The 23,381-nt window shown below is 71.7% G+C and carries 16 protein-coding genes and 2 pseudogenes; 7 read left to right on the top strand and 11 right to left on the bottom strand.

Annotation, left to right across the window (positions count from 1 at the left end; translation table 11 throughout):
- Nucleotides 1–15 precede the first annotated feature (15 nt).
- From F9278_RS49045 to F9278_RS21065, 3 genes and pseudogenes are all read right to left on the bottom strand, one after another.
- Nucleotides 16–657 (bottom strand): annotated as a pseudogene (locus F9278_RS49045) (MFS transporter); the annotation flags it as partial.
- A 477-nt stretch (nt 658–1,134) separates the two neighbouring features.
- Nucleotides 1,135–1,755, bottom strand: a pseudogene (locus F9278_RS48745) (MFS transporter); the annotation flags it as partial.
- Nucleotides 1,756–1,911: 156 nt separating this feature from the next.
- Nucleotides 1,912–2,595: a GDSL-type esterase/lipase family protein gene (locus F9278_RS21065; RefSeq protein WP_152169741.1), complete on the bottom strand. Its 684-nt coding sequence runs from the start codon at nt 2,593–2,595 to the stop codon at nt 1,912–1,914.
- 318 nt (nt 2,596–2,913) lie between these two features.
- Between F9278_RS21065 and F9278_RS21060 the strand changes: the two genes are divergently transcribed.
- The gene (locus tag F9278_RS21060; RefSeq protein ID WP_152169740.1) at nt 2,914–3,948 is read left to right on the top strand and encodes a WD40 repeat domain-containing protein; all 1,035 of its coding nucleotides are present in this window, start codon (nt 2,914–2,916) and stop codon (nt 3,946–3,948) included.
- Nucleotides 3,949–4,023: 75 nt separating this feature from the next.
- Here F9278_RS21060 and F9278_RS21055 read toward each other — a convergent pair whose 3' ends face one another.
- Entirely contained in the window at nt 4,024–4,866 is an 843-nt protein-coding gene (locus F9278_RS21055; protein ID WP_152169739.1) for a TetR/AcrR family transcriptional regulator, read from the bottom strand.
- An 89-nt stretch (nt 4,867–4,955) separates the two neighbouring features.
- On the opposite strand from F9278_RS21055, the gene F9278_RS21050 reads away from it, so the two are divergent.
- The 3 genes from F9278_RS21050 (at nt 4,956) to F9278_RS21040 (ending at nt 8,649) form a co-directional block, all read left to right on the top strand.
- Complete coding sequence (locus F9278_RS21050; protein WP_193241565.1) at nt 4,956–6,071, top strand: ATP-binding cassette domain-containing protein; 1,116 nt, start codon at nt 4,956–4,958, stop codon at nt 6,069–6,071.
- A complete protein-coding gene (locus F9278_RS21045; protein ID WP_152169738.1) occupies nt 6,068–6,889 on the top strand; it encodes an ABC transporter permease in 822 nt (273 codons plus the stop codon). The genes F9278_RS21050 and F9278_RS21045 overlap by 4 nt, the downstream gene beginning before the upstream one ends.
- Before the next feature lie 155 nt (nt 6,890–7,044).
- The gene (locus tag F9278_RS21040) at nt 7,045–8,649 is read left to right on the top strand and encodes a cellulase family glycosylhydrolase (protein WP_152169737.1); all 1,605 of its coding nucleotides are present in this window, start codon (nt 7,045–7,047) and stop codon (nt 8,647–8,649) included.
- Nucleotides 8,650–8,761: 112 nt separating this feature from the next.
- Here the strand turns inward: F9278_RS21040 and F9278_RS21035 are convergent, their stop codons facing one another.
- Entirely contained in the window at nt 8,762–9,745 is a 984-nt protein-coding gene (locus tag F9278_RS21035) for a BtrH N-terminal domain-containing protein (protein ID WP_152173999.1), read from the bottom strand.
- 246 nt (nt 9,746–9,991) lie between these two features.
- Here F9278_RS21035 and F9278_RS21030 point away from each other — a divergent pair, with 246 nt between their 5' ends.
- Both F9278_RS21030 and F9278_RS48210 read left to right on the top strand, forming a co-directional pair.
- Nucleotides 9,992–11,611 carry an alpha/beta hydrolase gene (locus tag F9278_RS21030; protein ID WP_152169736.1) on the top strand — a complete coding sequence of 540 codons (1,620 nt, stop codon included), beginning with the start codon at nt 9,992–9,994 and terminating at the stop codon, nt 11,609–11,611.
- Nucleotides 11,612–11,758: 147 nt separating this feature from the next.
- Nucleotides 11,759–11,887 (top strand): hypothetical protein, encoded by a 129-nt coding sequence (locus tag F9278_RS48210; protein ID WP_264300175.1) that lies wholly within the window; start codon nt 11,759–11,761, stop codon nt 11,885–11,887.
- 91 nt (nt 11,888–11,978) lie between these two features.
- Here the strand turns inward: F9278_RS48210 and F9278_RS21025 are convergent, their stop codons facing one another.
- From F9278_RS21025 to F9278_RS48490, 6 genes are all read right to left on the bottom strand, one after another.
- On the bottom strand, nt 11,979–12,236 hold the full coding sequence (locus F9278_RS21025; protein WP_193241564.1) for a hypothetical protein: 258 nt from the start codon (nt 12,234–12,236) through the stop codon (nt 11,979–11,981).
- 387 nt (nt 12,237–12,623) lie between these two features.
- Nucleotides 12,624–13,742, bottom strand: a complete 1,119-nt coding sequence (gene serC, locus F9278_RS21020; protein WP_152169734.1) for a phosphoserine transaminase — start codon at nt 13,740–13,742, stop codon at nt 12,624–12,626.
- A 256-nt stretch (nt 13,743–13,998) separates the two neighbouring features.
- Nucleotides 13,999–15,246: a cytochrome P450 gene (locus tag F9278_RS21015; RefSeq protein WP_152173998.1), complete on the bottom strand. Its 1,248-nt coding sequence runs from the start codon at nt 15,244–15,246 to the stop codon at nt 13,999–14,001.
- Between the two features lie 25 nt (nt 15,247–15,271).
- A complete protein-coding gene (locus F9278_RS21010; protein WP_152169733.1) occupies nt 15,272–15,619 on the bottom strand; it encodes a DUF742 domain-containing protein in 348 nt (115 codons plus the stop codon).
- Nucleotides 15,616–16,122: a roadblock/LC7 domain-containing protein gene (locus F9278_RS21005; RefSeq protein WP_152169732.1), complete on the bottom strand. Its 507-nt coding sequence runs from the start codon at nt 16,120–16,122 to the stop codon at nt 15,616–15,618. Before F9278_RS21005 ends, F9278_RS21010 begins: the two co-directional genes overlap by 4 nt.
- Nucleotides 16,119–19,349, bottom strand: a complete 3,231-nt coding sequence (locus F9278_RS48490; protein ID WP_319023112.1) for a sensor histidine kinase — start codon at nt 19,347–19,349, stop codon at nt 16,119–16,121. The genes F9278_RS21005 and F9278_RS48490 overlap by 4 nt, the downstream gene beginning before the upstream one ends.
- A gap of 282 nt (nt 19,350–19,631) precedes the next feature.
- Here F9278_RS48490 and F9278_RS47210 point away from each other — a divergent pair, with 282 nt between their 5' ends.
- Entirely contained in the window at nt 19,632–23,087 is a 3,456-nt protein-coding gene (locus F9278_RS47210) for an FAD-binding and (Fe-S)-binding domain-containing protein (protein ID WP_404818930.1), read from the top strand.
- Nucleotides 23,088–23,381 lie beyond the last annotated feature (294 nt).

Genomic DNA, 23,381 nt, shown 5'->3' with positions numbered 1-23,381 from the left:
GCACGGCGCTCGGGCTCAGTTCTTCGGGAGGGGCTGAGAGGCCCGGCGGTCTTGGGGATCCTGGCCGGGGGAAGGCTCGGGTGGGCGGCGGTGGAAGGGGAGGAGGAGGGCGGGGGTGGTCAGGAGGAGCAGGCCGGCGGTGGCGATCGCGGTGCGGGGGGTGGTGACGGCGGCGAGGAGGCCCCAGAGGGCCGTCAGCGCGGCGGTGGAGAGTTTGCCGGTGACGGACCAGGCGGTGATGACACGGGCCACGCGGTCCGACGGGGTCCGGGTGAGGCGCTGGGTGACCATCACCGGGTTGAAGACGCTGATGCAGATGATCAGGCCCAGTTCGACGGCCATGACGAGGACGAGGCCGGCGGGGCCGGGGCCGATGAACGCCAGCCACAGCCCCCAGCACGCCCGCAGGGTTCCGGCGGTCCGGAGCACCCTGCGGTGACCGTGCCGGTCGACGAGGCGACGGGAGAGGCGGGAGCCGATCAGACCGCCGACGCACGGGACGGCGAAGGCCAGGCCGTACTGCCAGGGCGCGAAGCCGAGTTCGCCGACCATGAGGATCACCAGCAGCGGCGCGGGCGCCATGATCAGTGCGTTGACCAGGACGGTGTTGAGGAAGAGAGGCCGCAGGGTCGGGTCGGCGAGGATGAACCGCCAGCCGTCGAGGAGGTCGGCGGCACGGAGACGGGGGGAGCGGTTCGTCGGCGCCACCGTCGCCGCGCTCGCGTTTGCTGCGGCGCCTGTTCCCGCTGCGGCGCCTGTTCCCGCTGCCGCGCCTGCTTGCGCCCCGGCTGCCGGGCTTGCTTGCGTCCCGGCTGCCGCGTTTGCTTGCGCCCCCGCTTTCGCTGTCGCGCCTGCTTCCGTCGTCGCGCCTGCTTTCGCTGTCGCGCCTGCTTCCGTCGTCGCGCTCGCTTTCGCTGTTGCGCCCGCCCCCGTCGCCGTTCCCGCTTTCGCTGTCGCGCTCGTTTCCGTCGTCGCGCTCGCTTTCGCTGTTGCGCCCGCCCCCGTCGTCGCTCCCGCTTCCGCCGCCCCTCCCGCCCCCGCCGCCCCTCCCGCCCCCGTCGCCGCGCCCGCTCCCGCCGTCGCCTCCTCCCCCGGCTTGGCGAGGGGTTCTGTCCGTTTCGTGACGGGCCCCGGTGGGGCGGTCGCGGGGGTGTCGGACTGGTCGTCGGGGCGGCCGATCGCTCGGATGCCCGCTGCTGAGAGGAGGTAGCTGGTGGCGTCGATCAGCAGGGTGACGACCGGGCCGAAGACGCCCATCGCGGCGCCGCCGAGAGGTGGGCCGAGCATGGTCGTGGTCCAGGTCGTCGCCTCGAAACGGCCGTTGGCGGCCACGAGGTGCTCCGGCGGGACCAGCGACTTCAGGAAGGCACCGCTCGCCGCGGTGAAGGTGATGTCGGCGACGGCCACCACCACGGAGACCAGGAGGAGTTGGGGGAAGGTGAGCAGATCGAGGGCGTAGGCCACCGGGACGGTCAGCAGGGCGGCACAGCGGACCAGGTCCATCGTGATCATCACCGGGCGCTTGCGGCGGAACTCCACCCAGGGGCCGAGCGGTACGGCCACCGCCGCCCCCACCGCCAGACCGGTCGCCGCCAGCGCGGAGACCTGCGTCGGACCGACGTGCAGGACCAGCACGGCGATCAGGGGAAACGCGTCGAACGACAGCCGCGTACCGAACGCGCTGACCGTGTACGCCACCCACAGCCGGCGGAACTCCGGCCCCAGCCCACGGTCCCGCTCCGCTCGCGTCGCCATACCCACCCCGCCCCGCGTTCGCCGACGTGCCGTTCGACCGGGTCATCCAAGCGGGTGGGAGGTGGCCGATCAAGTCACCGATCAAGTCACCGATCGGGAGAGCACGACGGGGGGAGGGGAACGGGCGCGGGACGCGCGGGGCGGTGGTCGTCGCGGCTACGCCTGTTCGTACGGGCCTCCGAGCGCCCACGCCTCGTGCATCGCGTTGGCGAAGGTCGACGCGATCTTGTGTTCGCCGGAGGCGTTGGGGTGGGTGCCGTCGTAGGTGTCCCAGTGGATGTCGTACGCCGGGGGCGGGGAGGCCAGGAGCAGGGGGGAGCGGTGTTCGTCGAGGTCGGCGGCGGTCTTGGCGAGGAGTTCGTTGAAGCGGGCGACCTGCGCGGCGAAGGGGGCGTCGGTCTCGGCGCGGACGTTCGGGGTGACCGGGAGGAGGACCATGCGGACGTGCGGGTTCGCCTCGCGGGCGGCCTCGACGAAGCGGCGGGTGTTCTCGGCGGTCTGCTCGGCGTTCGTGTAGAAGCCGAGGTCGATGAGGCCGAGGGAGACGAGGAGGACGTCGGCCCGCTGGCGGCGGACCGCGTCGGCGATCAGCGGGGCCATGTGCAGCCAGCCCTCGCCCCAGCCCGCGAGATGGGCGCGGGGGAAACGCGGGTCGGTGTCGGCGTACTCGTACGACGTGGGGGCGTCCAGCGCCTTGTCGTAGAGCGTCTCGCGCGGGCCCACGATCTTGAACGGGCCGTCGTACGTCGTGCGCAGGTGCTGCCAGAGCCGGAAGCGCCATGTGTGTTCGCCGGCGCTTCCGATCGTCATGGAGTCGCCTACGGGCATGAACCTGAGCATGCGCTCATCATGAACGATCGCTACCGGCTGGTAGGCGGGCGCGGCCCACTGAGCGTTGTGAACCTGGCCACGTGCGCCTCATGGGGGCGGGTGCGTTGTCGGTTGCGGGTTCGGTGGGGCTTCTCGCGCGGTTCCCCGCGCCCCTGAAAGAGGCCTACGGCCCTTTCGGGACGAAAAGCATGGGGCGCAGCCCCTGCTTTTCAGGGGCGCGGGGAACTGCGCGACCAGCCCCCACCGAACCCGCACCCGACAACGCACCCGACCCCCCACGGCGCTCCCCACCCCCACCCAGCGGAGCGAGATGGCAGGCTTGGGCCCATGCGCCGTCGCCCCCTCCCTCCCCTCCGCCGCCGCCTCCGCGCCGGCTTCGCCGGTCTCGCCGCGGTCCTGCTCGCCGCTCTCCCGGCCGCGCCCGCGGTCGCCGACGACGACGGGTTCACGATGAAGGACTCGCGGATCACCGAGTCGAGCGGTCTCGCCGCGTCGCGTCAGCACCCCGGGGTCTACTGGACCCACAACGACAGCGACGACGGGGCGTTCCTCTACGCCGTCGACAGCGAGACGGGCGAGACGGTCGCCACGGTCACCATGACGGGCGTCGGCACCCCCCGTGACGTCGAGGCCATCTCCATGGGCCCGGACAACAAGCTCTACGTCGGCGACATCGGCGACAACCTCGGCGGTACCTGGGCGTACGTGTGGATCTACGAGCTGCCGGAGCCCAAGGAGTTGAAGGACCAGACGGTCAAGGCCACGCAGTACGTCGTCAAGTACGAGGACGGGGCGCGGGACGCGGAGGCGCTGATGGTGCATCCGAAGACCGGGCGGGTCTACATCGCCGACAAGAACGAGGCGGGCGGGTCCTTGTACGAGGGGCCGGCCGAGCTGTCGGCCTCCGACACCAACGTCTTCAAGAAGATCGACTCCGTGCCCGATCTGGAGGTCACCGACGGCGCGTTCTCGCCGGACGGCAAGCGACTCGCCCTGCGCGCCTACTTCGGCGGCATCCTCTACGACTGGAACGGCGGCAAGATCAAGAAGGTCGAGCAGCTGAGCGTGCCGTTGCAGCGGCAGGGGGAGTCGGTGACCTTCGAGACCGACGGCTCGAAGATCATGTACGGCAGTGAGGGGTCGGGCAGTTCGGTCGTCGCCCGGGACGTCCCCGGCGGCGGCTCCGGGAGCGGCGGCTCCGGTTCGTCCTCCGGCTCCTCCGACGGGAGCGGCTCCGGCACCGGCGCGGCGGGCGGCGACGGCACCGGCTCCACCTTCAAGGTCGGCGCGCTCGCCGTCGCCGGCACGGTCGTCGTCGTATGGGGCTTCAAGCGGCTGCTCCGCCGCCCGTCGTCATCGTGAGCCGCCCGTCGTCATCGTGAGCCGCCCGTCGTCATCGTGAGCCGGCCGTGGTGATGAGTCGGCCGTCGTCGTGAGTCACCCCTCCGCGTCCGCGTCCGCGTCCGTGGCCGCGTCCGTGGCCCGTCGGCCGACGAACACCTCCAGTCCGTCCAGGATGCGCTGGAGGCCGAACTCGAAGTGGTCGAAGTCCGCGCCGAAGGCGTCCTCCGAGAGGCCGGCGAGCAGGGGGTAGCGGCCGGAGGTCATCAGCTCGGTGAGGAAGGGCGCCTGGGCCTGCCAGAACTCCGCGTCGGTGAGGCCCGACCGGTGCTCCGCCTCCTGCTGGTAGAGCTGCGTACGGGCGGCGCCGACGACATAGCCGTCCACGGCGATGATCGCGGAGATCAGCTCGGGGTCGGTCAGCCCCGTCGACTTGATACGGGAGAGCACCTTCTCCATGCCGTCCAGGGCGCTCGGGCCGAGGACCGGGCGGGACTGGTTGACCTGGAGCAGCCAGGGGTGGCGGCGGTAGAGGGCGAGGGTCGCGCGCCCCATCGCCTCCAGGGCTGAGCGCCAGCTTCCGTCGCCCAGGTCGGCGGGGTTCCCGGAGGGCCGCTGGACGTGGTCGAGCATCAGGTCCAGCAGTTCGGCCTTGCCGGGCAGGTAGCGGTACAGGGACATGGCGCCGGTGCCGAGTTCGGTGGCCACCCGGCGCATCGACAGGGCGTGCAGCCCCTCCGCGTCGGCGACCTGGACGGCCGCCTCCACGATCCGGTCCAGGGTGAGCGCCGGCTTGGGGCCGCGGCTGGGCCGTCGGCCGGTGTCCCACAGCAGCTGGAGGGTGCGCACGATGTCACCGCTGCCGCTGGCCTCCCTACCGTCGCCGCGCGCGCCCTGGCCGCGTGCGCCCTCGCCCGTACCGCCCTTGCCCCTTGTCATGGCCCCGAGTTTAGGTCCTCGCGAAAAAACTGGGTACGTCGTACGCGCAATCGGGTACGGTGTACCCAATTAAGGAGATAGGGGGAACCATGAGCTACGGAAGCGCCGGAAACGAAGGAAACGACGGAAGCGGAGCCGGGGGCGGCGACGGATACGCGGTGCGGGCGGAAGGGCTGGAGAAGCGGTACGGGGAGAAGCGCGCGCTCGACGGCTTCGACCTCACCGTCCGCGCGGGCACGGTGCACGGCCTGCTCGGCCCGAACGGCGCGGGCAAGACCACCGCCGTACGCATCCTCTCCACGCTGCTGCGGCTGGACGGCGGCCGGGCGACGGTGGCCGGTCTCGACGTGGCTGCGCACCCGCGCGAGGTGCGCGCCAGGATCGGCCTCACCGGTCAGTACGCGGCCGTGGACGAGGTGTTGACGGGGCGTCAGAACCTGGAGATGTTCGGCCGGCTGTTCCATCTGGGCGGGAAGCGGGCCAAGTTGCGGGCCGTCGAGCTGCTCGACCAGTTCGATCTCACCGACGCCGCCGACAAGGGCGTCGGCAAGTACAGCGGCGGTATGCGGCGGCGGCTCGACCTCGCCGCCTCGATGATCCTCGCCCCGGCCGTCCTCTTCCTGGACGAGCCGACGACCGGCCTCGACCCGCGCAGCCGGGGCGAAGTCTGGGAATCCGTACGGGCGTTGGTGGCGGGCGGCACGACCGTGCTGCTCACCACGCAGTATCTGGAGGAGGCCGACCGGCTCGCCTCGCACATCACCGTGATCGACCAGGGGCGGGCCATCGCGGACGACACCCCGGACGGGCTGAAGAGCACGGTCGGCGGCGACCGTATCGAGGTCGTCGTCGCCGAGCGCGCCGACATCCCGCGCGCGGTGAAGGTCGTCGCCCGGGTCTCGGACGGTGAACCGGAGTCCGACGACACGGAGTTGCGCGTGCACGCGCCCGTGACCGACCGCGTCTCGGCCCTCACCGAGGTGGCCCGCACCCTCCAGGACGAGGGCGTACGGGTCGAGGACATCGGCCTGCGCCGGCCCAGCCTGGACGACGTGTTCCTGCGCCTGACGGGCCACCGCACGGAACGGCCGACCGGCGGGAACACGGCCGACGGGAACACGGCCGACGGGAACGCGACCGGCAAGAACGCGACCGGCAAGAACGCGACCGGCAAAGGTACTGAGATTGAGGGGGCCGCCGTATGAGCGTCGTCGATCTGGAGGTGTCGGGTACGCGCGGGCGTACGTACTGGCTGCTCGCCGACGTCTGGAACGTCGTCCGCCGGGGCCTCACCCACTACCAGCGCCAACCGGTCAACATCGCATGGCAGTTGGGCTTTCCCATCCTGTCCGTGCTGCTGTACGGCTATGTCTTCGGCAGTGCCATGAAGGTGCCCGGGGGCGGGGACTACCGGGACTTCCTGATGCCGGGCATGTTCGTGATGACGATGGCCTTCGGGTTCATCAACACCGCGACCCTGGTGGTCTACGACTCCACCAAGGGGGTCATCGACCGTTTCCGCTCCATGCCGATGGCGCCCTCGGCGGTGGTCGCGGGGCGAGGGGTGACCGATCTCCTCGCCGCCTGCGCCGAGTTGGCCATCATGATGCTGACGGCCTTCGCGATGGGCTGGCGCCCCGACGCGGGCCCCGGCTTCCTGGGCGCGTTCGGGCTGCTGCTCTGGCTCCGCTTCGCGCTGATCTGGATCGGGGTGTGGCTGGGTCTGATGGTCCCCAACCCGGAGGCGGCGGGCGGTCTGTTCGCGGTCGCCTTCCCGCTCACCATGATCTCCAGCATCTACGTCGCCCCGCAGCTGATGCCCGACTGGCTGGGCTGGATCGCCGCGTGGAACCCGATCTCCTCCACGGCCGCCGCGAGCCGCGAGTTGTTCGGGACGCCGGTCGGCGGCGGGGACTCCTGGGTCGAGCAGAACGCGCTGCTGATGGCCGGGGTGTGGCCGCTGGTGCTGACGCTGGTCTTCCTGCCGCTGGCGGTGCGGAGGTTCCAGAAGCTGAGCCGGTGACGCGGGTCGTCATGGCCATGCGTCGGGGCGTCCGGTGTATCAGGTGGCGCCGTACGCCTTGACGTGTTCATGCGACCTGTCTTCCATGGGGGGTACGGGTGGTGGGAGCGCTCCCACCGGTTCCGGGCCCGGGGTCCCGAGGAGGAAGCAGCGAAATGTTCCGCAGCTTACGGAGAACCCTGGGCGCGCTGTGCGCGACCGCCGCCGTGCTCGCGCTGCCGCTGGCCGGCGGCGCGCACCCGGCGAGCGCGGCGGCGCGGGCCGCGACGGCGGATGTCGACGCGGCAGTTGATGTCGGAGCGGGGGCGGGAGCGGACGTCGGTGCGGCGGCTGCCGGTGCCGGTTACTGGCGTACCAGCGGTCGGCAGATCCTGGACGCGAACGGGCAGTCGGTCCGGATCGCCGGGATCAACTGGTTCGGCTTCGAGACCGCCAACCACGTCACCCACGGCCTCTGGTCCCGTGACTACAAGAGCATGATCGACCAGATGAAGTCGCTGGGCTACAACACCATCCGGATGCCCTACAGCGACGACATCCTCAAGCCCGGCACCATGCCCGACAGCGTCAACTACTCCGACGGCAAGAACGCCGACCTCCAGGGCCTGACCTCCCTCCAGGTGCTCGACAAGATCGTCGCGTACGCCGCTCAGACCGGCCTGAAGGTCATCCTCGACCGGCACCGCCCGGACGCGGCGGGGCAGTCGGCCCTCTGGTACACCTCGGCCGTCCCCGAGACGACATGGATCACCAACCTCAAGGCGCTGGCGACCCGTTACAAGGGCAACTCGACGGTCGTCGGCATCGATCTCCACAACGAGCCCCACGATCCCGCCTGTTGGGGCTGCGGCGACACGGCCCGGGACTGGCGGCTGGCCGCCCAGCGCGCCGGGAACGCGGTGCTGTCCGTCAACCCCGAGTTGCTGATCCTCGTCGAGGGCGTCCAGACGTTCAACGGTGTCTCGGGCTGGTGGGGCGGCAATCTGATGGGCGTGGCCCAGTACCCCGTACAGCTCGATGTCGCCAACCGGGTCGTTTACTCGGCCCACGACTACGCCACGAGCGTCGCCCAGCAGAGCTGGTTCAGCGACCCGTCCTTCCCGGCCAACATGCCCGGGATCTGGGACAGGTACTGGGGCTACATCTTCAAGCAGAACATCGCGCCGGTGTGGGTCGGCGAATTCGGTACGACCCTGCAGTCCACGATCGACCAGCGCTGGCTGGCGGCCCTGGTCACCTACCTCCGCTCGACCTCCGCCTACGGCAACGACTCCTTCCACTGGACCTTCTGGTCCTGGAACCCCAACTCCGGTGACACCGGCGGCATCCTGAAGGACGACTGGCAGACGGTCGACACGGTCAAGGACGGCTATCTGGCGAGCGTCAAGGCCCCCGGCTTCCCACCCGGGACCGGCGACCCGACCGACCCCGGCGATCCCGGTGACCCCGGCGGCGGCACGCCCGCCTGCACCGCCGCCTACACCGTCACCAGCGACTGGGGCAGCGGCTTCAACGCCGATGTGAAGGTCACCAACTCCGGTACGACCGCGCTCACTTCCTGGAAGGTCACCTGGACCTGGCCCGGCGCCCAACGGGTCACGAACATGTGGAACGCGTCGTACACCCAGAGCGGGGCGACGGTCACCGCCGTCAACGCCGCCCACAACGGCGCGCTGGCGGCGGGCGGTTCGGCGACCTTCGGGTTCGGGGGCGCGCCCGGGGGTGGAGGTGCGCCGAGTGTGAGTTGTACGGCCACGTGAGGCGAGCGACGGCATGAGATGCGGTGAGAGAAGGTGAGAGGGGGTGAAGTGGGGGCGCTCGGTGGTCGCCGGGTGCCCCGGCGGGCCCGGCGCCCCTGCAGGACCCGGTGCCCTAGAGCCGGCTGAGGGCTCGCATCGCGTCGTGTTCGATGCGGGCGAGGTCGTGGAGGGTGGAGGCGGCCTGCGTCAGGAGTCGCGCGTCGCCGGATTCGCCCGCTGAGGCGAGGAGGGCGGCGACCTGGGTCCAGAGGGCGGCGGCCTCGGTGCAGAGGGTGTGGCCGGTGCGCAGGTGGGGGCTGTTGATCAGTTCGGTGGACTCGGCCAGGAAGTCGCGGTAGAGGTTGCGGAACAGGGCGCCGCCGGTGCCGGCCTGTTCCATGAGGACGGCGGTGCGGCACAGGCCCTCCCGTGGATCGCCGTCGCGCCGCAGCCACTTCGGTACTCGCTCGGCGGCCTTCCGGATGCCCCGGTGGCCCAGGTTGGCGATGGGCGGGTTCAGGAAGGCGTCGGCGCAGGTCTTGATCGCGGGGATGATCCGGTCCCTCGGCGACGGCGGGTCGTCGGGCGCCGTGAGGGTGAAGGAGCGGTGCCGGGCGGTCATGGGGCCGCGCGCGGCTCTGGCGTCGGCCAGGGAGGCGAGGCTCGTGGTGACGGCTCCGCCCTGCGGGGCGGTGTCCACCAGATACGCGTTCCGGTCGTCGTAGCCGTACATGGCGACTACGTGTCCGCCGAAGTGCGCCTTGGTGCCGAAGTAGTCCAGGTGGTAGCTGTCGAGTTGGAGGCCGACAGGGCGGCCCGCGTCGATCGGGGCCGCCACGTTCCGCCATGCCTTGCGCGCGGAGGTGGTCTCCTCGACGGTCAGATCGAGCCCGAGGGCGGTGGCCAGGTTCCTGGTCAGCTCGAACGGTTTGACCCGGCCGCCAAGGAAGGGGAAGTCCATGGCCTTGCTGTCCCAGTAGACGAAGGACAGTCCGGAGCCGAGTCCGAACAGCATCGGCTCGGAGAGGTCGAGGCCCTGGTGCCGCAGCAGCACGCCCAGCGCCGTCGTCTCACAGTGCCGCATGCCCCGGGCGTCGACGCCCTTCACCATGACCATGCGGCGCATTCTCCCTCCCCCGTCCCGGTGTCCGGTGTCCCGGTTCCCGGTGTCCCGGTGCCCGGTGCCCGGTGCCCGGATCGATTCAAGTGCACCGTTCTGTGAAGTTCTTGAGTGGATCCCATGACTCAATTCGGTCAAGTCTTCGTCTAATGAGTGCTTGTGTGGCGGGTTCATCCGGAACCATGCGGCACGGGCCGCGTACCTCGCGGACCTGAACCCCCCTCATCGTTCTGAGAGATGTCTATGAGAAGAAGCGCAGCCGTGTTGAGCGGTGCCATCGTGGTCCTGGCCGGGACGGTCAGTGCCGTTCCCGCCAATGCCAGCGGGGCGTCCGCCGCGAGCAACACCGTCCAGGCCGCCGCCGCGAAGGTCGCCTGGAAGAAGTGCGCCACGGACAACTCCCCGACGCTGCAGTGCGCGTCGGTGAAGGTTCCGCTCGACTACGCGAAGCCGAGCGGGAAGAAGATCACGCTGGCGCTGACCCGCGTACCGCACACCTCGAAGACGTACCAGGGCCCGCTGCTGGTCAACCCGGGCGGCCCCGGCGGCAGCGGCACCGGTCTGGCCTCGTTCGTCGCGTCCTCGCTGCCGAAGAAGGTGGCGGCGCAGTACGACGTCATCGGTTTCGACCCGCGCGGCGTGGGCGAGAGCAAGCCCGCCCTGAACTGCAAGCCGGGTTACTTCGACCCCGTGCGCCCGGACTCGGTGCCCAGCACCGCCGCGATCGAGAAGGCGAACGTCTCGCGCGCCCAGTCCTTCGCCAAGGCCTGCGGCACGAAGTACAAGGACGTGCTGCCGTACGTCAACACGATCAGCGCCGCGAAGGACCTGGAGTCGATCCGCAAGGCCCTCGGCGCGAAGAAGATCAACTACTTCGGTTACTCGTACGGCACGTACCTGGGCGCGGTCTACGCCAAGCTCTACCCGACGCGCGTACGGCGTCTGGTGCTGGACTCGATCGTCGACCCGACCGGCGTCTGGTACGAGGACAACCTCGACCAGGACTACGCCTTCGACAAGCGCCACAAGGCGTTCACGAAGTGGGTCGCCAAGTACAACTCCACGTACAAGCTCGGCACCGATCCGAAGAAGATCGAGGCCAAGTGGTACGCCATGCGCGCGGCCCTCGCCAAGAAGCCGGCGGGCGGCAAGGTGGGCGCCTCCGAGCTGGAGGACACGTTCATCCCGGGCGGCTACTACAACGGCTACTGGCCGTTCCTCGCCGAGGCGTTCGCGGCCTATGTGAACGACAAGGACGCCGACCCGCTGGTCGAGACGTACGAGAACTTCGCCGCCATCGACTCCTCCGGTGACAACGGCTACAGCATCTACACCTCGGTGCAGTGCCGTGACGCGTCCTGGTCGCGCGACTGGAAGAAGTGGACCAAGGACAACTGGGCGGTCCACAAGAAGGCGCCGTTCATGGCCTGGAACAACGCCTGGTACAACGCGCCGTGCGCGTTCTGGCCGACCAAGTCCCTGAAGCCGGTGAACGTCGCCAACTCCAAGCTCCCGCCGACGCTGCTGTTCCAGGCGACGGACGACGCGGCCACCCCGTACCAGGGTGGTGTCACCGTCCACAAGCTGCTCAAGAACTCCAGCCTGGTCGTCGAGCAGGGCGGCGGCAACCACGGCATCTCGCTGAGCGGCAACAGCTGCCTCGACAAGCACCTGGCCACCTACCTCACCAACGGCAAGGTGCCGCGCGGCAAGGGCACGGTCGACGCCACCTGCGAGAAGCCGGCCGACCCGAAGCCGGCCGCCGCGCAGGAGGCTTCGGCGCAGTCGACGCTGAACTCGACACAGGGACCGACCGCGACCAGCGGCGCCACCCTGCACGGGATACTCGGCTTCCGCGGCTGAGTACGGCCGACGGGCTGATCGACGGGCCTTTCGGTGTGGCCACTGGTCGGGTGACTCGGGTGACTCGGGTGGTGCGCGCAACGCAGGAGGTTCCTGTGCTGTGGGGGGAGGCGTCCGACGTCTCGACCGACGGGCACAGGAGCCGCGTTGCTGCCGCATTCCGCCGCGCTCGACCTGCCGCCGGCCCTGGTCGAGTGGGTCACGATGCTCGTCATCGACGCGATGGCGCTGCTCCACGTCTCCGTACGCATGGCGGAGGAGGTGCCGTGGGCGTGAGCGCGTTGTCCGGCTGTGTGGGGGGTGCGGCGCGAGAGCGACACGGGGGTCGGTGCGCGTCCGTGGCGCGTGCCGCCGTGGAGCCGGACTGTCAGCCGCGCTTGGACGCGCACCAGATGTAGGCGCGCGAACCGCCGTCGTAGGGGACGACTCCCGAGTTCGTGACCTGGTAGTCCCTGCTGGTGCATTCCTTCATCAGGGCCTGGATGTCAGGGTTGAAGTTGGTGCCGTTGGTGGGGCGGGTGGGGCCGTACATGATGTACTGATCGCGGGCCTGCGCCGGCGTGGACACGCTGACCAGCGCGGCAACGGTCGCTATGAGTACCGCGACCGCCCCTCCTCGCCGCATCTTCGATCCATGTCTCTTCGTGGTTTCGGAAGACATCTGCCTCTCCACATCTGTGCGTTGCCGGAAGGATGTGTACGTCGTGCGCGGCGGACCCCGTAGCCGAAGTGGCACGTTTCGACCGGCCCGCCGAGCCGAATGTGAGACATTGTGTCTCGAAATGGGGTTGTGGGTCAAGTTGTCGTACAGATTGCTCCGAAAGAGGTTGCGCGGGTGACGCGGCCGGGACGCGCCCGGCCCAACCGGTCCGGGGAATCGGCGACTTGAGGGCCGAGTGCGACACGCGAGGGCCGAGTGCGACACACGAGGGGCGAGTGCGACACACGAGGGGCGCCCGGCGGCTGCGCCGGGCGCCCCTCGATGTCGTACGAGAAGGTGTTCGGGACGGTGTTACAGCTTCTCGATCACGTGGTCGACGCACTTGGTGAGGGCCTCGACGTCCGCCGGGTCGATCGCCGGGAACATCGCCACGCGGAGCTGGTTGCGGCCGAGCTTGCGGTAGGGCTCGGTGTCGACGATGCCGTTGGCGCGCAGGACCTTGGCGACGGCGGCGGCGTCGATCTCGTCCGAGAAGTCGATCGTGCCGATGACCTGGGACCGCTTGGCCGGGTCGGTGACGAACGGGCTCGCGTACTTGCTCTCCTCCGCCCAGGTGTACAGCCGGGTCGAGGAGTCCTTCGTACGGGCCGTGGACCAGCTCAGCCCGCCCTGGCCGTTGATCCACTTCAGCTGCTGGTCGAGCAGGAAGAGGGTGGCGAGGGCCGGGGTGTTGTACGTCTGGTTCTTGCGGGAGTTGTCGATCGCCGTGGGCAGGCTGAAGAACTCCGGGACGTGACGGCCGGAGGCGTGGATCCGCTCGGCGCGCTCGATCGCGGCCGGGGAGAAGACGCCGATCCAGAGGCCGCCGTCGGAGGCGAAGGACTTCTGCGGGGCGAAGTAGTAGACGTCGGTCTCGGCGATGTCGACGGGCAGGCCGCCGGCGCCGGAGGTGGCGTCGACCAGGACGAGGGCGCCCTCGTCGGCACCGGCCACGCGCTTCAGCGGGGCGGCGACACCGGTGGAGGTCTCGTTGTGGGTGAAGGCGTAGACGTCGACGCCCGCCTCGGCGGCCGGGTCCGGGTGCGTGCCGGGGTCGGAGGAGACGACGGTGGGCTCGGCGAGCCAGGGGGCGAGCTTCGCGGCCTTGGCGAACTTCGAGCTGAACTCGCCGAAGGTCAGGTGCTGGCTCTTGTTCTCGATCAGGCCGTGGGTCGCGACGTCCCAGAAGGCCGTGGAGCCGCCGTTGCCGAGGACGACCTCGTAGCCCTCGGGGAGGGAGAACAGCTCGCTGATGCCCTCGCGGACCTGGCCGACCAGGTTCTTCACCGGGGCCTGGCGGTGGGACGTGCCGAGCAGAGAGGTACCGGTCGCGGCCAGCGCGTCCAGCGCCTCCGTCCGCACCTTGGAGGGGCCCGCGCCGAAACGTCCGTCGGCGGGCTTGATGTCAGCGGGGATCTGGATATCAGCCACGGCAGCGAGCGTAGCGCTCCGCATAAGGGGGGTGAAACGTGGTCCGTCGGATGAGACGGCGTTCGTCGACGGGTGCGGATTCGGTGGGGACTGGTCGCGCAGTTCCCCGCGCCCCTGAAAAAGCGGGCTGCGCCCTGCTTTTTCGGCCCGAGGAGCACGGGGCTCAGCCCCTGCTCTTCAGGGGCGCGGGGAACTGCGCGAGAAGCCCCACCCACCCGCACCCGAAACACAACCCAGGGGCCGGACGAACACCCGTTCAAGCCCCGCGGGCCGGCCCCGGTGTGAAGCGCACCGGCAGTTCCACCAACCCCCGCAGCCAGGGTGAGGCGCGGCGGGTCAGGGACGTCGGGGGGATCGCGAGGTCCAAGTCCGGGAGGCGGTCGAGGACGACCTCGATGCCCGTACGGGCGATGACCTCGGCCGTCTCCTGGGCCGGGAAGGGACAGCGGTGGTCGCCGTGGCCGAAGGAGAAGTGCGCGTTGTTGCCACCGGTGAGCGCGGAGCCGTGCGTGCGGACGCGGGGGTCGGAGTTGGCGCCCTGGAGCCCGAGGATGACGAGATCACCCGCACGGAGGACCCGCCCGCCGAGCCGGGTGTCCCGGGCCGTCCAACGACCGGCCATGTTCTGGATCGGCGTGTCCTCCCACAGCACCTCGTTCATCGCCTCGGCCACACTGCTGCGCCCCCCGAACAGCGACGCCGCGAACCGCTGGTCCGTCAGCATCAGCCGCAGCGAGTTGCCGATCCAGTCCGCCGTCGGCTGGTGCCCCACCGCCAGCATCACCATCACGTCATGGGTGACCTCCTCGACGGTCACCTCGTACGCCCGCGCGTTCGCCAGCAGCCGTGAGACGACGTCGTCCCCGGGCTGCTGCCGCCGCTCCGCCACCAGCCGGGCCATCGCCGTCCGCAGATACCCCTCGGCCGCCATCGCCCGGTCCTGGCCGTCGAGGATGTCGTTGAGCGCCGCCACCAGCCCGGGACCGTGCTCCTCCCGGAAGCCGAAGAGATGCGCCAGGACCCGTACGGGCAGCGGCGCCGCGAACTGCCCCACCAGATCGGCCGCGCCCACCCCGCACACCCCGTCGATCAGCTCGTCGGCGAACCGCTCGACATGACCGCGCAGTTCGAGCGGCTCCACCGCCTCCAGCGCCTCCTCGATCAGCGCGGCCCGCTGCCGGTGCCGTTCACCGACCGTGCCGAGGACCGACGGCTGCTCCGGGCTGATCACCGGAAGCAGCGGCCAGTCGGCCGGAATGCGCGGCCACTGGTTCCACCGCGCGGAGTCCCGGCTGAACAGTTCCGGATCACTCGTCACCTGGTGCAGCTCCCGATAGCCGAGCACCAGCCACGCCGGTACGTCCCCGTCGAGCAGCACGGGCACCACCTCCCCGTGCTCCCGCCGCAACTCCCGGTACAGGGAAGCGGGTTCACCCCGGAAACGCGCGCCGAAGAGAGGTACGGGCGCGGGCCCGTAGGAGAGCTCGGGGGCGGGCTCGGGCAGGGGCGCCGCGTGGCCGTCGCCGGTCTCAGAGATTGCGAAGTCCAACTAGCACCTGCTCCAGAGTGTCCAGATCGACCAGCGTGGCCTGGTTCGGATGCCGGGCGCTGACCCGGCCCGCCGTGAGGAGGTCGGAGAGCAGCACCTTCGTGATGCTCACCGGCAGCCGCAGCTGGGCGGCGATCTCCACCACCGCCGTCGGCCGCTCCGTCAGCCGCAGGATCGCCACATGCTCCGACTGCATGCCCGGCGCCGGCTGGCTCTCCGCGACCACCAGCGTCACCAGGTCGAACGGCGTCCCGGGCGCGGAGCGGCTGCGCCCCCCGGTGAGCGTGTACAGCCGGTCGGGCAGGTCGTCCCTGCCGGGCCGGCTCATGACGTACGGGGCGCCAGAGCCGTAGCGGCGGTCGTCGTCGTAGCCGTGGTTGTGGTCGTGGTCGTGGTCGTGCCGGTGGCCGGGTCCCCCGGGCGGCGTGGCTTCGCGCTCAGGTGCTCGCCCAGCTGTTCGACCAGCTCGCTCATGTTGTGGCCGACGAGCCCGGCGTCCGCCTCCTCGTCCGTCACGACGGCCAGGTGCGCGCCCTCGCCCGCCTCCACGATGAGCAGCACCCCGCCGTGGAACTCCGCCATCGCCGAGCGCACGCCCCCACTGCCGTCGCCGAACTCCAGGGACGCCCCGTGGGACAGCGACTGGATGCCGGCGGCGATCGCGGCGAGCTGGTCGGCCCGGTCGACGGACAGCTCGGGCGTACGGCACAGCCGTAGGCCGTCCCGGGAGAGGACGAGCGCGTGCCGGGCGCCCGGAGTGCGTTCCAGCAGTCCTTCCATGAGCCAGGTGAGCCTGTCGTCGGCGGTGGTGCCGAAGCCGGTGCCGGTCATGGGGTGGGGTCGCCTTCCAGGTGGGGGTGCGTGCGCGGGTCCGGGGCGGGGGGCCGCTCGTCGGCAGGGTCGGGGTCGGGGTCGGGGTCCGGATCAGGGGCGTGGTCCGGCGCCGGGTGGGAGGGGGCGGCGGAGGCGGTGCCGTCGTCCGGGGCCGGGCGGGTGTCCCCTACGGGTTCCCAGGCAGGCTCCCGCTCCCGTACGGGGTCGAGCTCCCACTTCGCCTCCCGCACGGGGTCGGGCGCCCACAAAAGCTCCCGCGAGGCATCCACCTCCCACGCCGCGTCCCCGACCGCGCCCTTCGCCGGGTCCTCGACCGGGTCCCGCACCGTCTCCGGCTCCCATGCGGCGGGGTCTCCGGTGGGGTGCGGTTCCCATGGGGTGGTCTGTCCGGTGGGACGCGGGTTCCGTGCGGCGGCTTCCCTGGCGTGTTCCGGTTCCCATGCGCCGGGTTCTCCGGTGGGTCGCGGTTCCCGTGCGGCGGTTTCCCCGGTGGGTCGCGAGTCTCGTGCGGCGGGTTCTCCGGTGGGTCGCGAGTCTCGTGCGGCGGGTTCTCCGGTGGGTCGCGAGTCTCGTGCGGCGGGTTCTCCGGTGGGTCGCGAGTCTCGTGCGGCGGGTTCTCCGGTGGGTCGCGAGTCTCGTGCGGCGGGTTCTCCGGTGGGTCGCGAGTCTCGTGCGGCGGGTTCTCCGGTGGGTCGAGGTTCCCATGCGGTGGTTTCCCCGGCGTGTTCCGGTTCCCAAGCGGAGGTCTCTCCGGCGGCGCGCGCGTCCCATACGGCGGTTTCCCCGGCGTGTTCCGGTCCCCCCACGGTGGTTTCCCCGGCAGGTCCGGGTTCCCATGGGCTGGCCTCTCCGGCGGGTCCCGGCTGCCAGGCCGGTTCCTCGGTGGGTGTCGGCGTCCACGCGGGCTCCTCGCCGGGTTGCGAGGTCCATGCCGCTTCCCCGGCGGCTGCCGGTTCCCAGGCGCGTCCCCGCGCGGGCTCGGGCTCCCAGCCGGTCTCGTGCACGGGTCCGGGATCCCACGCGGTCTCCCGTACGGGCTCGGGCTCGGGCCCGGACTGCCACGGTGATCCCCCCATGGCTCCTACGGCACCCCACTCGGACTCCCGGGCCGGCTCCAACTCCGGCTGCCGTACGGCCTCCGGGGGCGGAGCGGCATCCCGTACGGGTTCCAGGGCGGCGTCCGGTACGGGCGGCGCGGCCGGGGCCGGGTGGTAGCGGTCGACGGCGGCGGACGGCTCCGGCGCGGCCGGCGGAAGCGGCGTGCCCGTGGAGGCGTCGTCCCCGGTCGCCGTTCCCTGGACGAACGCCTGGTCCAGCCCGCTCGTGCCCCGTACCGCCCGGCGGAAGCTGCTGAAGCGGACGGCGCCGGTGCTGGCGTCCTCGGCGGGCCGGGCGGGCCGTTCCGTCCGTGCGGCGGCCTCGGCGGCCTGCGCCTGGATGCGGGCCTCCGCCTCGGCGAGTGACTGGCCGCGGCGGCGCCGGGGGAGGGCGTCGGAGGGGGCGGGGTCCTCGTGGCCGCCCGAGCCGAATTCGGAACTCAGCGAGGAACCGTACGCCGGAGAACCCGTCGGAGCCCCTGCGGCCGAACCCGTCGCCGAATCCGAAGTTGAACCCGGCAACGAACCCGGCAACGAACCCGGCAACGAACCCGGCAACGAACCCGGCAACGAACCCGGCATCGAATTCGTCGCGGGGCCCATCGGCGTCGCGGTCGAGGCGTCGGCCGGTGCCGGGGGTCCGGTCCGGTAGCCGGACAGGGAGTCGATCAAGGCGTCGGCCACCGGGTCGGACACGGGCGCGACGGGCGCGTCCGTCGGGAACTCATGGGTCGGCGTCGGCTCGGTGTCCAGATCACGCGGGGCGCGCACACCCGCGTACGGCGGCGGCTGCGCGGGAGCGTACGCCCCCGGCGCGGAAGGCGCGGAAGGCGCGGACGGGGACGATGCCGACGTGAAATCCGAGGCCGTGGAAGGGGCGGCGTTCGCCGACCGTGCCGTCGCGGAATGCGAGGAATGCGAGGAATGCGTGGAAGGCGCCGTCGTCGGGAGCGTGCTCGCCAGGACGTCCTGCGGGATGAGCATCAGCACGCCTGTGCCGCCGCGCGCGGACGGCCGGAAGGAGATCCTCAGCCCGTGCTTGCGGGCGAGACGCCCGACGACGGCGAGGCCGAGGCGCGTACCGGTGAGGTGGGTGAGGTCGGCCGCCTCGCCGGACACGGTGCGTTCGGCGCGCCGGAGCTGTACGTCGCTCATGACGAGCCCCGAGTCCTCGACGGAGATGATCGCGCCGGCGGGGACCTCCTCGACGTACACATGGACCTCGGCGGTCGGCGGCGAGAAGTTGGCCGCGTTGTCGAGGAGTTCGGCGAGCGCGTGCATGACACCCTCGGCGGCGTGACCGGCGACGGCGGCCTCGCTGGAGGAGTGCAGCCGGACCCGGCGGTAGGCGCCGATACGGCCCATCGCGCCGCGCAGGATCGACTCCATCGGGATCGGCCGCGCCCAGCGGCGGCCCGAGCGCGCGCCCGCGAGGACGGCGACGGAGTCGGCCAGCCGCCCGGCCTGGGCGGTGCGGTGGTCGAGGTGGAGGAGGTCGGCGAGGACGTCCTCGTCGGCGTGACGTTCCTCCATGGCCCGCAGATCGGCGAGGGTGCCGGTGGCGAGGGCCTGCATACGGCCGGCCACGTTGGCGGTGACGGCGAGGAGGGCCGTACGGACGGTCTCGGCCTGCTTGGCGCGTTCGGTGAGCAGGACCCGTTCCTGGGTGGTCTCCTCGGCCGTACGGTCCCGTTCGTCGGACAGCTGTTCGCGTTCGCGGTCGGACTCCGCGGTCAGCCGGGCCCGTTCCCGTGCGAAGTCGGCCGCGATCCGGGCCCGTTCCTGTACGAACTCCTCGGTCAGCCGTCCCCTCTCCTGCGCGAACTCCTCGGCCAGCCGGGCCCGTTCCTGGAGCAGCAGACCGGCGTCCCGGGCGACGGCGTCCAGCCGGTGGCGCAGCAGCCGTACCGACACGCGCGCGTGCACGGCGACCGCGACGGCCACCGTGAGCAGCAGCCCGGCCCCGCCCGCCCCGCCCGCGACGGGCAGCCGCGCGGCCTGCGGGGTGAACGCGACCGCGGCCCCGACGGCGACCGCGGCGAGCAGGGCGGTCACCAGGGGCAGGGGAAGGACTGAGCGCAGGGCGGGGCGATCGCCCGGTGGGCGAGGGGGGCTGGGCGCGGTCATCGGCTGGTGTCCTCGGTCGGTTCTGAACTCGGTAACTCAGTCGGTTCCTGGAGTTGGTAACTCGGTCGGTCCCTGAACGAGAAGCGACGTCTGGTGCTCAATCTGTGCTCAATTGGGCGTCACTATATGGGAGTTCGCGACGGGGGTTGGCCGGTTTCAGGTTGGCTCTCCGGAATCAAGCCAACGTGCCCGGTGAGCGGCGCGCCGCCTGTCCGCCGGAGTCACGGCGCTCGTTCCGTCACTGGAAGGTCACTGTCAGTGGTCGGGTGCATCCTGGGACGCATGACGGAATTCGGGGGTTCGGTGGGTTCGGTGGGTTCGACGGGTTCGGTGGGTTCGGTGGGTTCGGTGGGTTCGACGGGTTCGGCGGGTTCGGCGGAGCTGCGGGGCGCGCTGGCGGCGGCGCTGCGGTCGGCGGGCGTGCGCGGCGAGGTCTCCTTCGGTGCGACCGCACGCGCGCTGACGACGATGGACGCGTCCAACTACCGGCGCGTGCCCCTGGGCGTGGTCGCGCCCCGGGACGCGGACGACGTGGCGGCCGTCCTGTCCGTCTGCCGGGAGCACGGCGTCCCGGTCGTCGCGCGCGGCGGCGGCACGTCGATCGCCGGGCAGGCCACGGGCACGGGCGTGGTCCTGGACTTCACCCGGCACATGAACCGGCTGCTCTCCCTCGACCCCGGCGCGCGGACGGCGGTCGTGCAGCCCGGCCTCGTCCTGGACCGCCTCCAGGAGGCCGCCGCCCCGCACGGCCTCCGCTTCGGCCCCGACCCGTCCACCCACAGCCGCTGCACCCTCGGCGGCATGATCGGCAACAACTCCTGCGGCTCCCACTCGGTCGCCTGGGGCACGACGGCCGACAGTGTGCGCGAGCTGTCGGTGATCGGGGGCAGAGGGGGCGTACGCCGGCTCGGACAGGACTGGGCGGGGGCACCGGACGGCCTCCGTCCGCTGGTGGAGCGCGAGTTGGCCCGGCTGCGCACCGGCTTCCCCGACCTCCCCCGCCGTATCTCCGGATACGCCCTGGACGCGCTGCTCCCCGAGAAGGGCGCCGACGTCGCCCGCTCCTTCTGCGGCTCCGAGGGCACGCTCGGGGTGCTCACGGAAGCGGTCGTACGCCTCGTCGAGGCCCCACGCGCGCGTGCCCTCGCCGTGCTGGCGTACGCCGACGAGAGCGCGGCGGCGGAGGCGGCCCCCGGTCTGCTGCCGCACGGCCCGCTGACGGTGGAGGGCATGGCGGCCGATCTCGTCCCGCCGGGGACGACCGGCCTCCCGGTGGGCGGGGCCTGGCTGTTCGTGGAGACGGGCGGCGGCACACCCGCCGAGGCACGGGCGCACGCCGGCGCGCTCGTCCGCGCGGCCGGCGCCGACGGCACGCTCATGGACTCCCTGGTGGTGACGGACGCCGCCGGCCGGCGCGCGCTGTGGCGCGTCCGGGAGGACGCGAGCGGTACGGCGACCCGGATGCCGGACGGCAGCGAGGCCTGGCCCGGCTGGGAGGACTGCGCGGTACCACCGGCCCGACTCGGCCCGTACCTAAGGGACTTCCGCACTCTGCTCCGCGCCCACGACCTGCGCGGCACGCCCTACGGCCACTTCGGTGACGGCTGCGTCCACGTCCGTATCGACTTCGACCTGCTGACACCGCCGGGCATCGCCCGCTTCCGCCGCTTCTCCGAGGAACTGGCCGAGCTGGTCACCGCGCACGGCGGCTCCCTCTCCGGCGAACACGGTGACGGCCAGGCCCGCGCCGAACTCCTGCCGACCATGTACGGCACCGAGATGGTCCGGCTGTTCGAACAGGTGAAGGGTGTCTGGGACCCCGACGACCTCCTCAACCCCGGCATGCTCGTCCGCCCCGCCCCCTTGGACTCGAACCTCCGCTTCGCGGTCCTCCCGCGTACGCCCGTGCCGGTGGAGTTCGCGTACCCGGACGACGGCGGTGACTTCTCGGCGGCGGTACGGCGCTGTGTGGGCGTCGCCAAGTGCCGTACGACCGAGGTGAGTCCGGCGTCCGGAGCGGTCATGTGCCCCTCTTTCCGCGCCACCGGGGAGGAGGAGCACTCCACCCGGGGCCGGGCCCGCCTCCTGCACGAGATGCTGGCCGGCGAGGTGGTCACCGACGGCTGGCGCTCCTCGGAGGTACGGGACGCGCTCGACCTCTGCCTGTCCTGCAAGGGCTGCCGCTCCGACTGCCCGGTCGGCGTCGACATGGCCACGTACAAGGCGGAGTTCCTCCACCACCACTACGCGGGGCGCCGCCGCCCCGCCGCCCACTACGCGATGGGCCGGCTGCCGGTGTGGCTCGGCCTGGTCGCCCGTACGCGCACGGCGGGCCTCGTCAACCTCCTCGCCGGAGTACGCCCCTTGGCCGCGCTCGCCAAGCGGCTGGGCGGGATCGCGGGGGAGCGGGAGCTGCCTCGGCTGGCGAGGGTGCCGTTCGGGCGGTGGTACGCGGGGATGGTCAGGGAGGAGACGCGGCGGGAGGAGGCGGAGGAGGCGGAGGAGGAGGCCGAGGGGTTGGCGGCGGGGTTGGCGGCGGGGGAGGAAGGGGGTGTCGAAGGGCCGTTCGGTGGGGCGCCGCCGGGGCCGTTCGGTGGGGTGCCGGGCGCCGGTCGGGGCTTCTGGGGGCGGCGGCGGAGGAGGGGTGAGGGCGGCGGCCGTCCCCTCAGCCCGGCCGAACTGGCGGACGCGCTCGCCGAGATGGGCGCCGACGTGGACTTCGAGGCCGGTGGGGACTGGGAGGACGGCGATGAGGATGGCGAGGGGAACGGCGAGGGGAACGGCGAGGGGAACGGCGAGGGGAACGGCGAGGGGAACGGCGAGGGGGACGGCGAGGGGGACGGGGCCAGGGCTCATGAGGCGCCCAGGACCGTGCTGCTGTGGACGGACACCTTCACCGAACACCTCTCGCCGTCCGTGGGGCAGGCGGCGCTGAAGGTGCTGGAGGCGGCCGGGCTCCGGGTGATCGTGGCGCCGACGCTGTGGATGAAGCGGAAGCCGGCCTGGGCACGGCGGGCTGCGGCGGGCGAGGAGGTCTCGCACACCCGACTCAGGCTCGGCCTGGCCCAGTTCGGGCTGCGGCGGGGCCGGGTCTGCTGCGGACTGACGTACATCTCGACGGGCCAGCTCGACCGGGCCCGCGCGGTGCTGCGCCGCACGCTCGACCTGCTGGACGTGTTCCTGGCCCCGCCGTCACAGCGGCTGCTGGACGAGTTCCCGGACCTTGCGCCACCAGCCCTCCCCGTCGTCGTCCTCGAACCGAGCTGCGCGGCGACGCTCCGCACCGACCTCCCCGAACTGCTCCCCGACGATCCCCGGGCCCACAGACTCGCCGCCTCGGTCCTCACCTTCGCGGAGGCGCTCGAACGCCATGCCCCGCACTGGACCCCGCCCGCCGTCGACCGCCCGGTGGTCGGCCAGACCCACTGCCACCAGCACGCGGTACTGGGCGACGCCCCCGACCGCCGCCTGCGCACCGCCGCCGGCCTCACCGGCGAACTCAGCGGCGGCTGCTGCGGTCTCGCCGGCAACTTCGGCTTCGAGAAGGGCCACTACGACGTCTCCGTGGCCTGCGCCGAGGACCAACTCCTCCCGGCGGTAAGGGCCGCGACCGCCGACACGCTGGTCCTGGCGGACGGCTTCTCCTGCCGGACCCAGCTGGAGCAGCTGGCGGGGAGGCGAGGGGCGCACCTGGCGGAGGTGCTGGCGGAGGCGCTGGAGCGTGCGGATGAGGTGTAGGTGTACGGAGCGGACGGGTCGGAACCGTCGGCGTCCCCCTCCCGCTGCTCCTCTCCCCCTGACCACCTCCCCCTGACCACCTCGAAGAACGTCCGGAAACGCACCCTTCGGGACCGGATGGGCCGAACAGGGGTGGCCTGTTGACGCTTTCTGGTGCCCTGCGGACGCCTGCATCCGGGGAGGGGGCCACGGACAGCCACCGGGCGGCGCCCCTGCCGGCCCATGCCCCTCTCGCTTCCCCTTGTTTCCATGGGGACGCACCGGGCGGAACTCGCCGACGTCCGCAGGGGATGC

It is taken from the genome of Streptomyces phaeolivaceus, from assembly GCF_009184865.1.
Lineage (GTDB): Bacteria > Actinomycetota > Actinomycetes > Streptomycetales > Streptomycetaceae > Streptomyces > Streptomyces phaeolivaceus.
The sequence above is the reverse complement of the archived record's forward strand: the minus strand, read 5'-3'. Positions and strand labels throughout refer to the sequence as shown.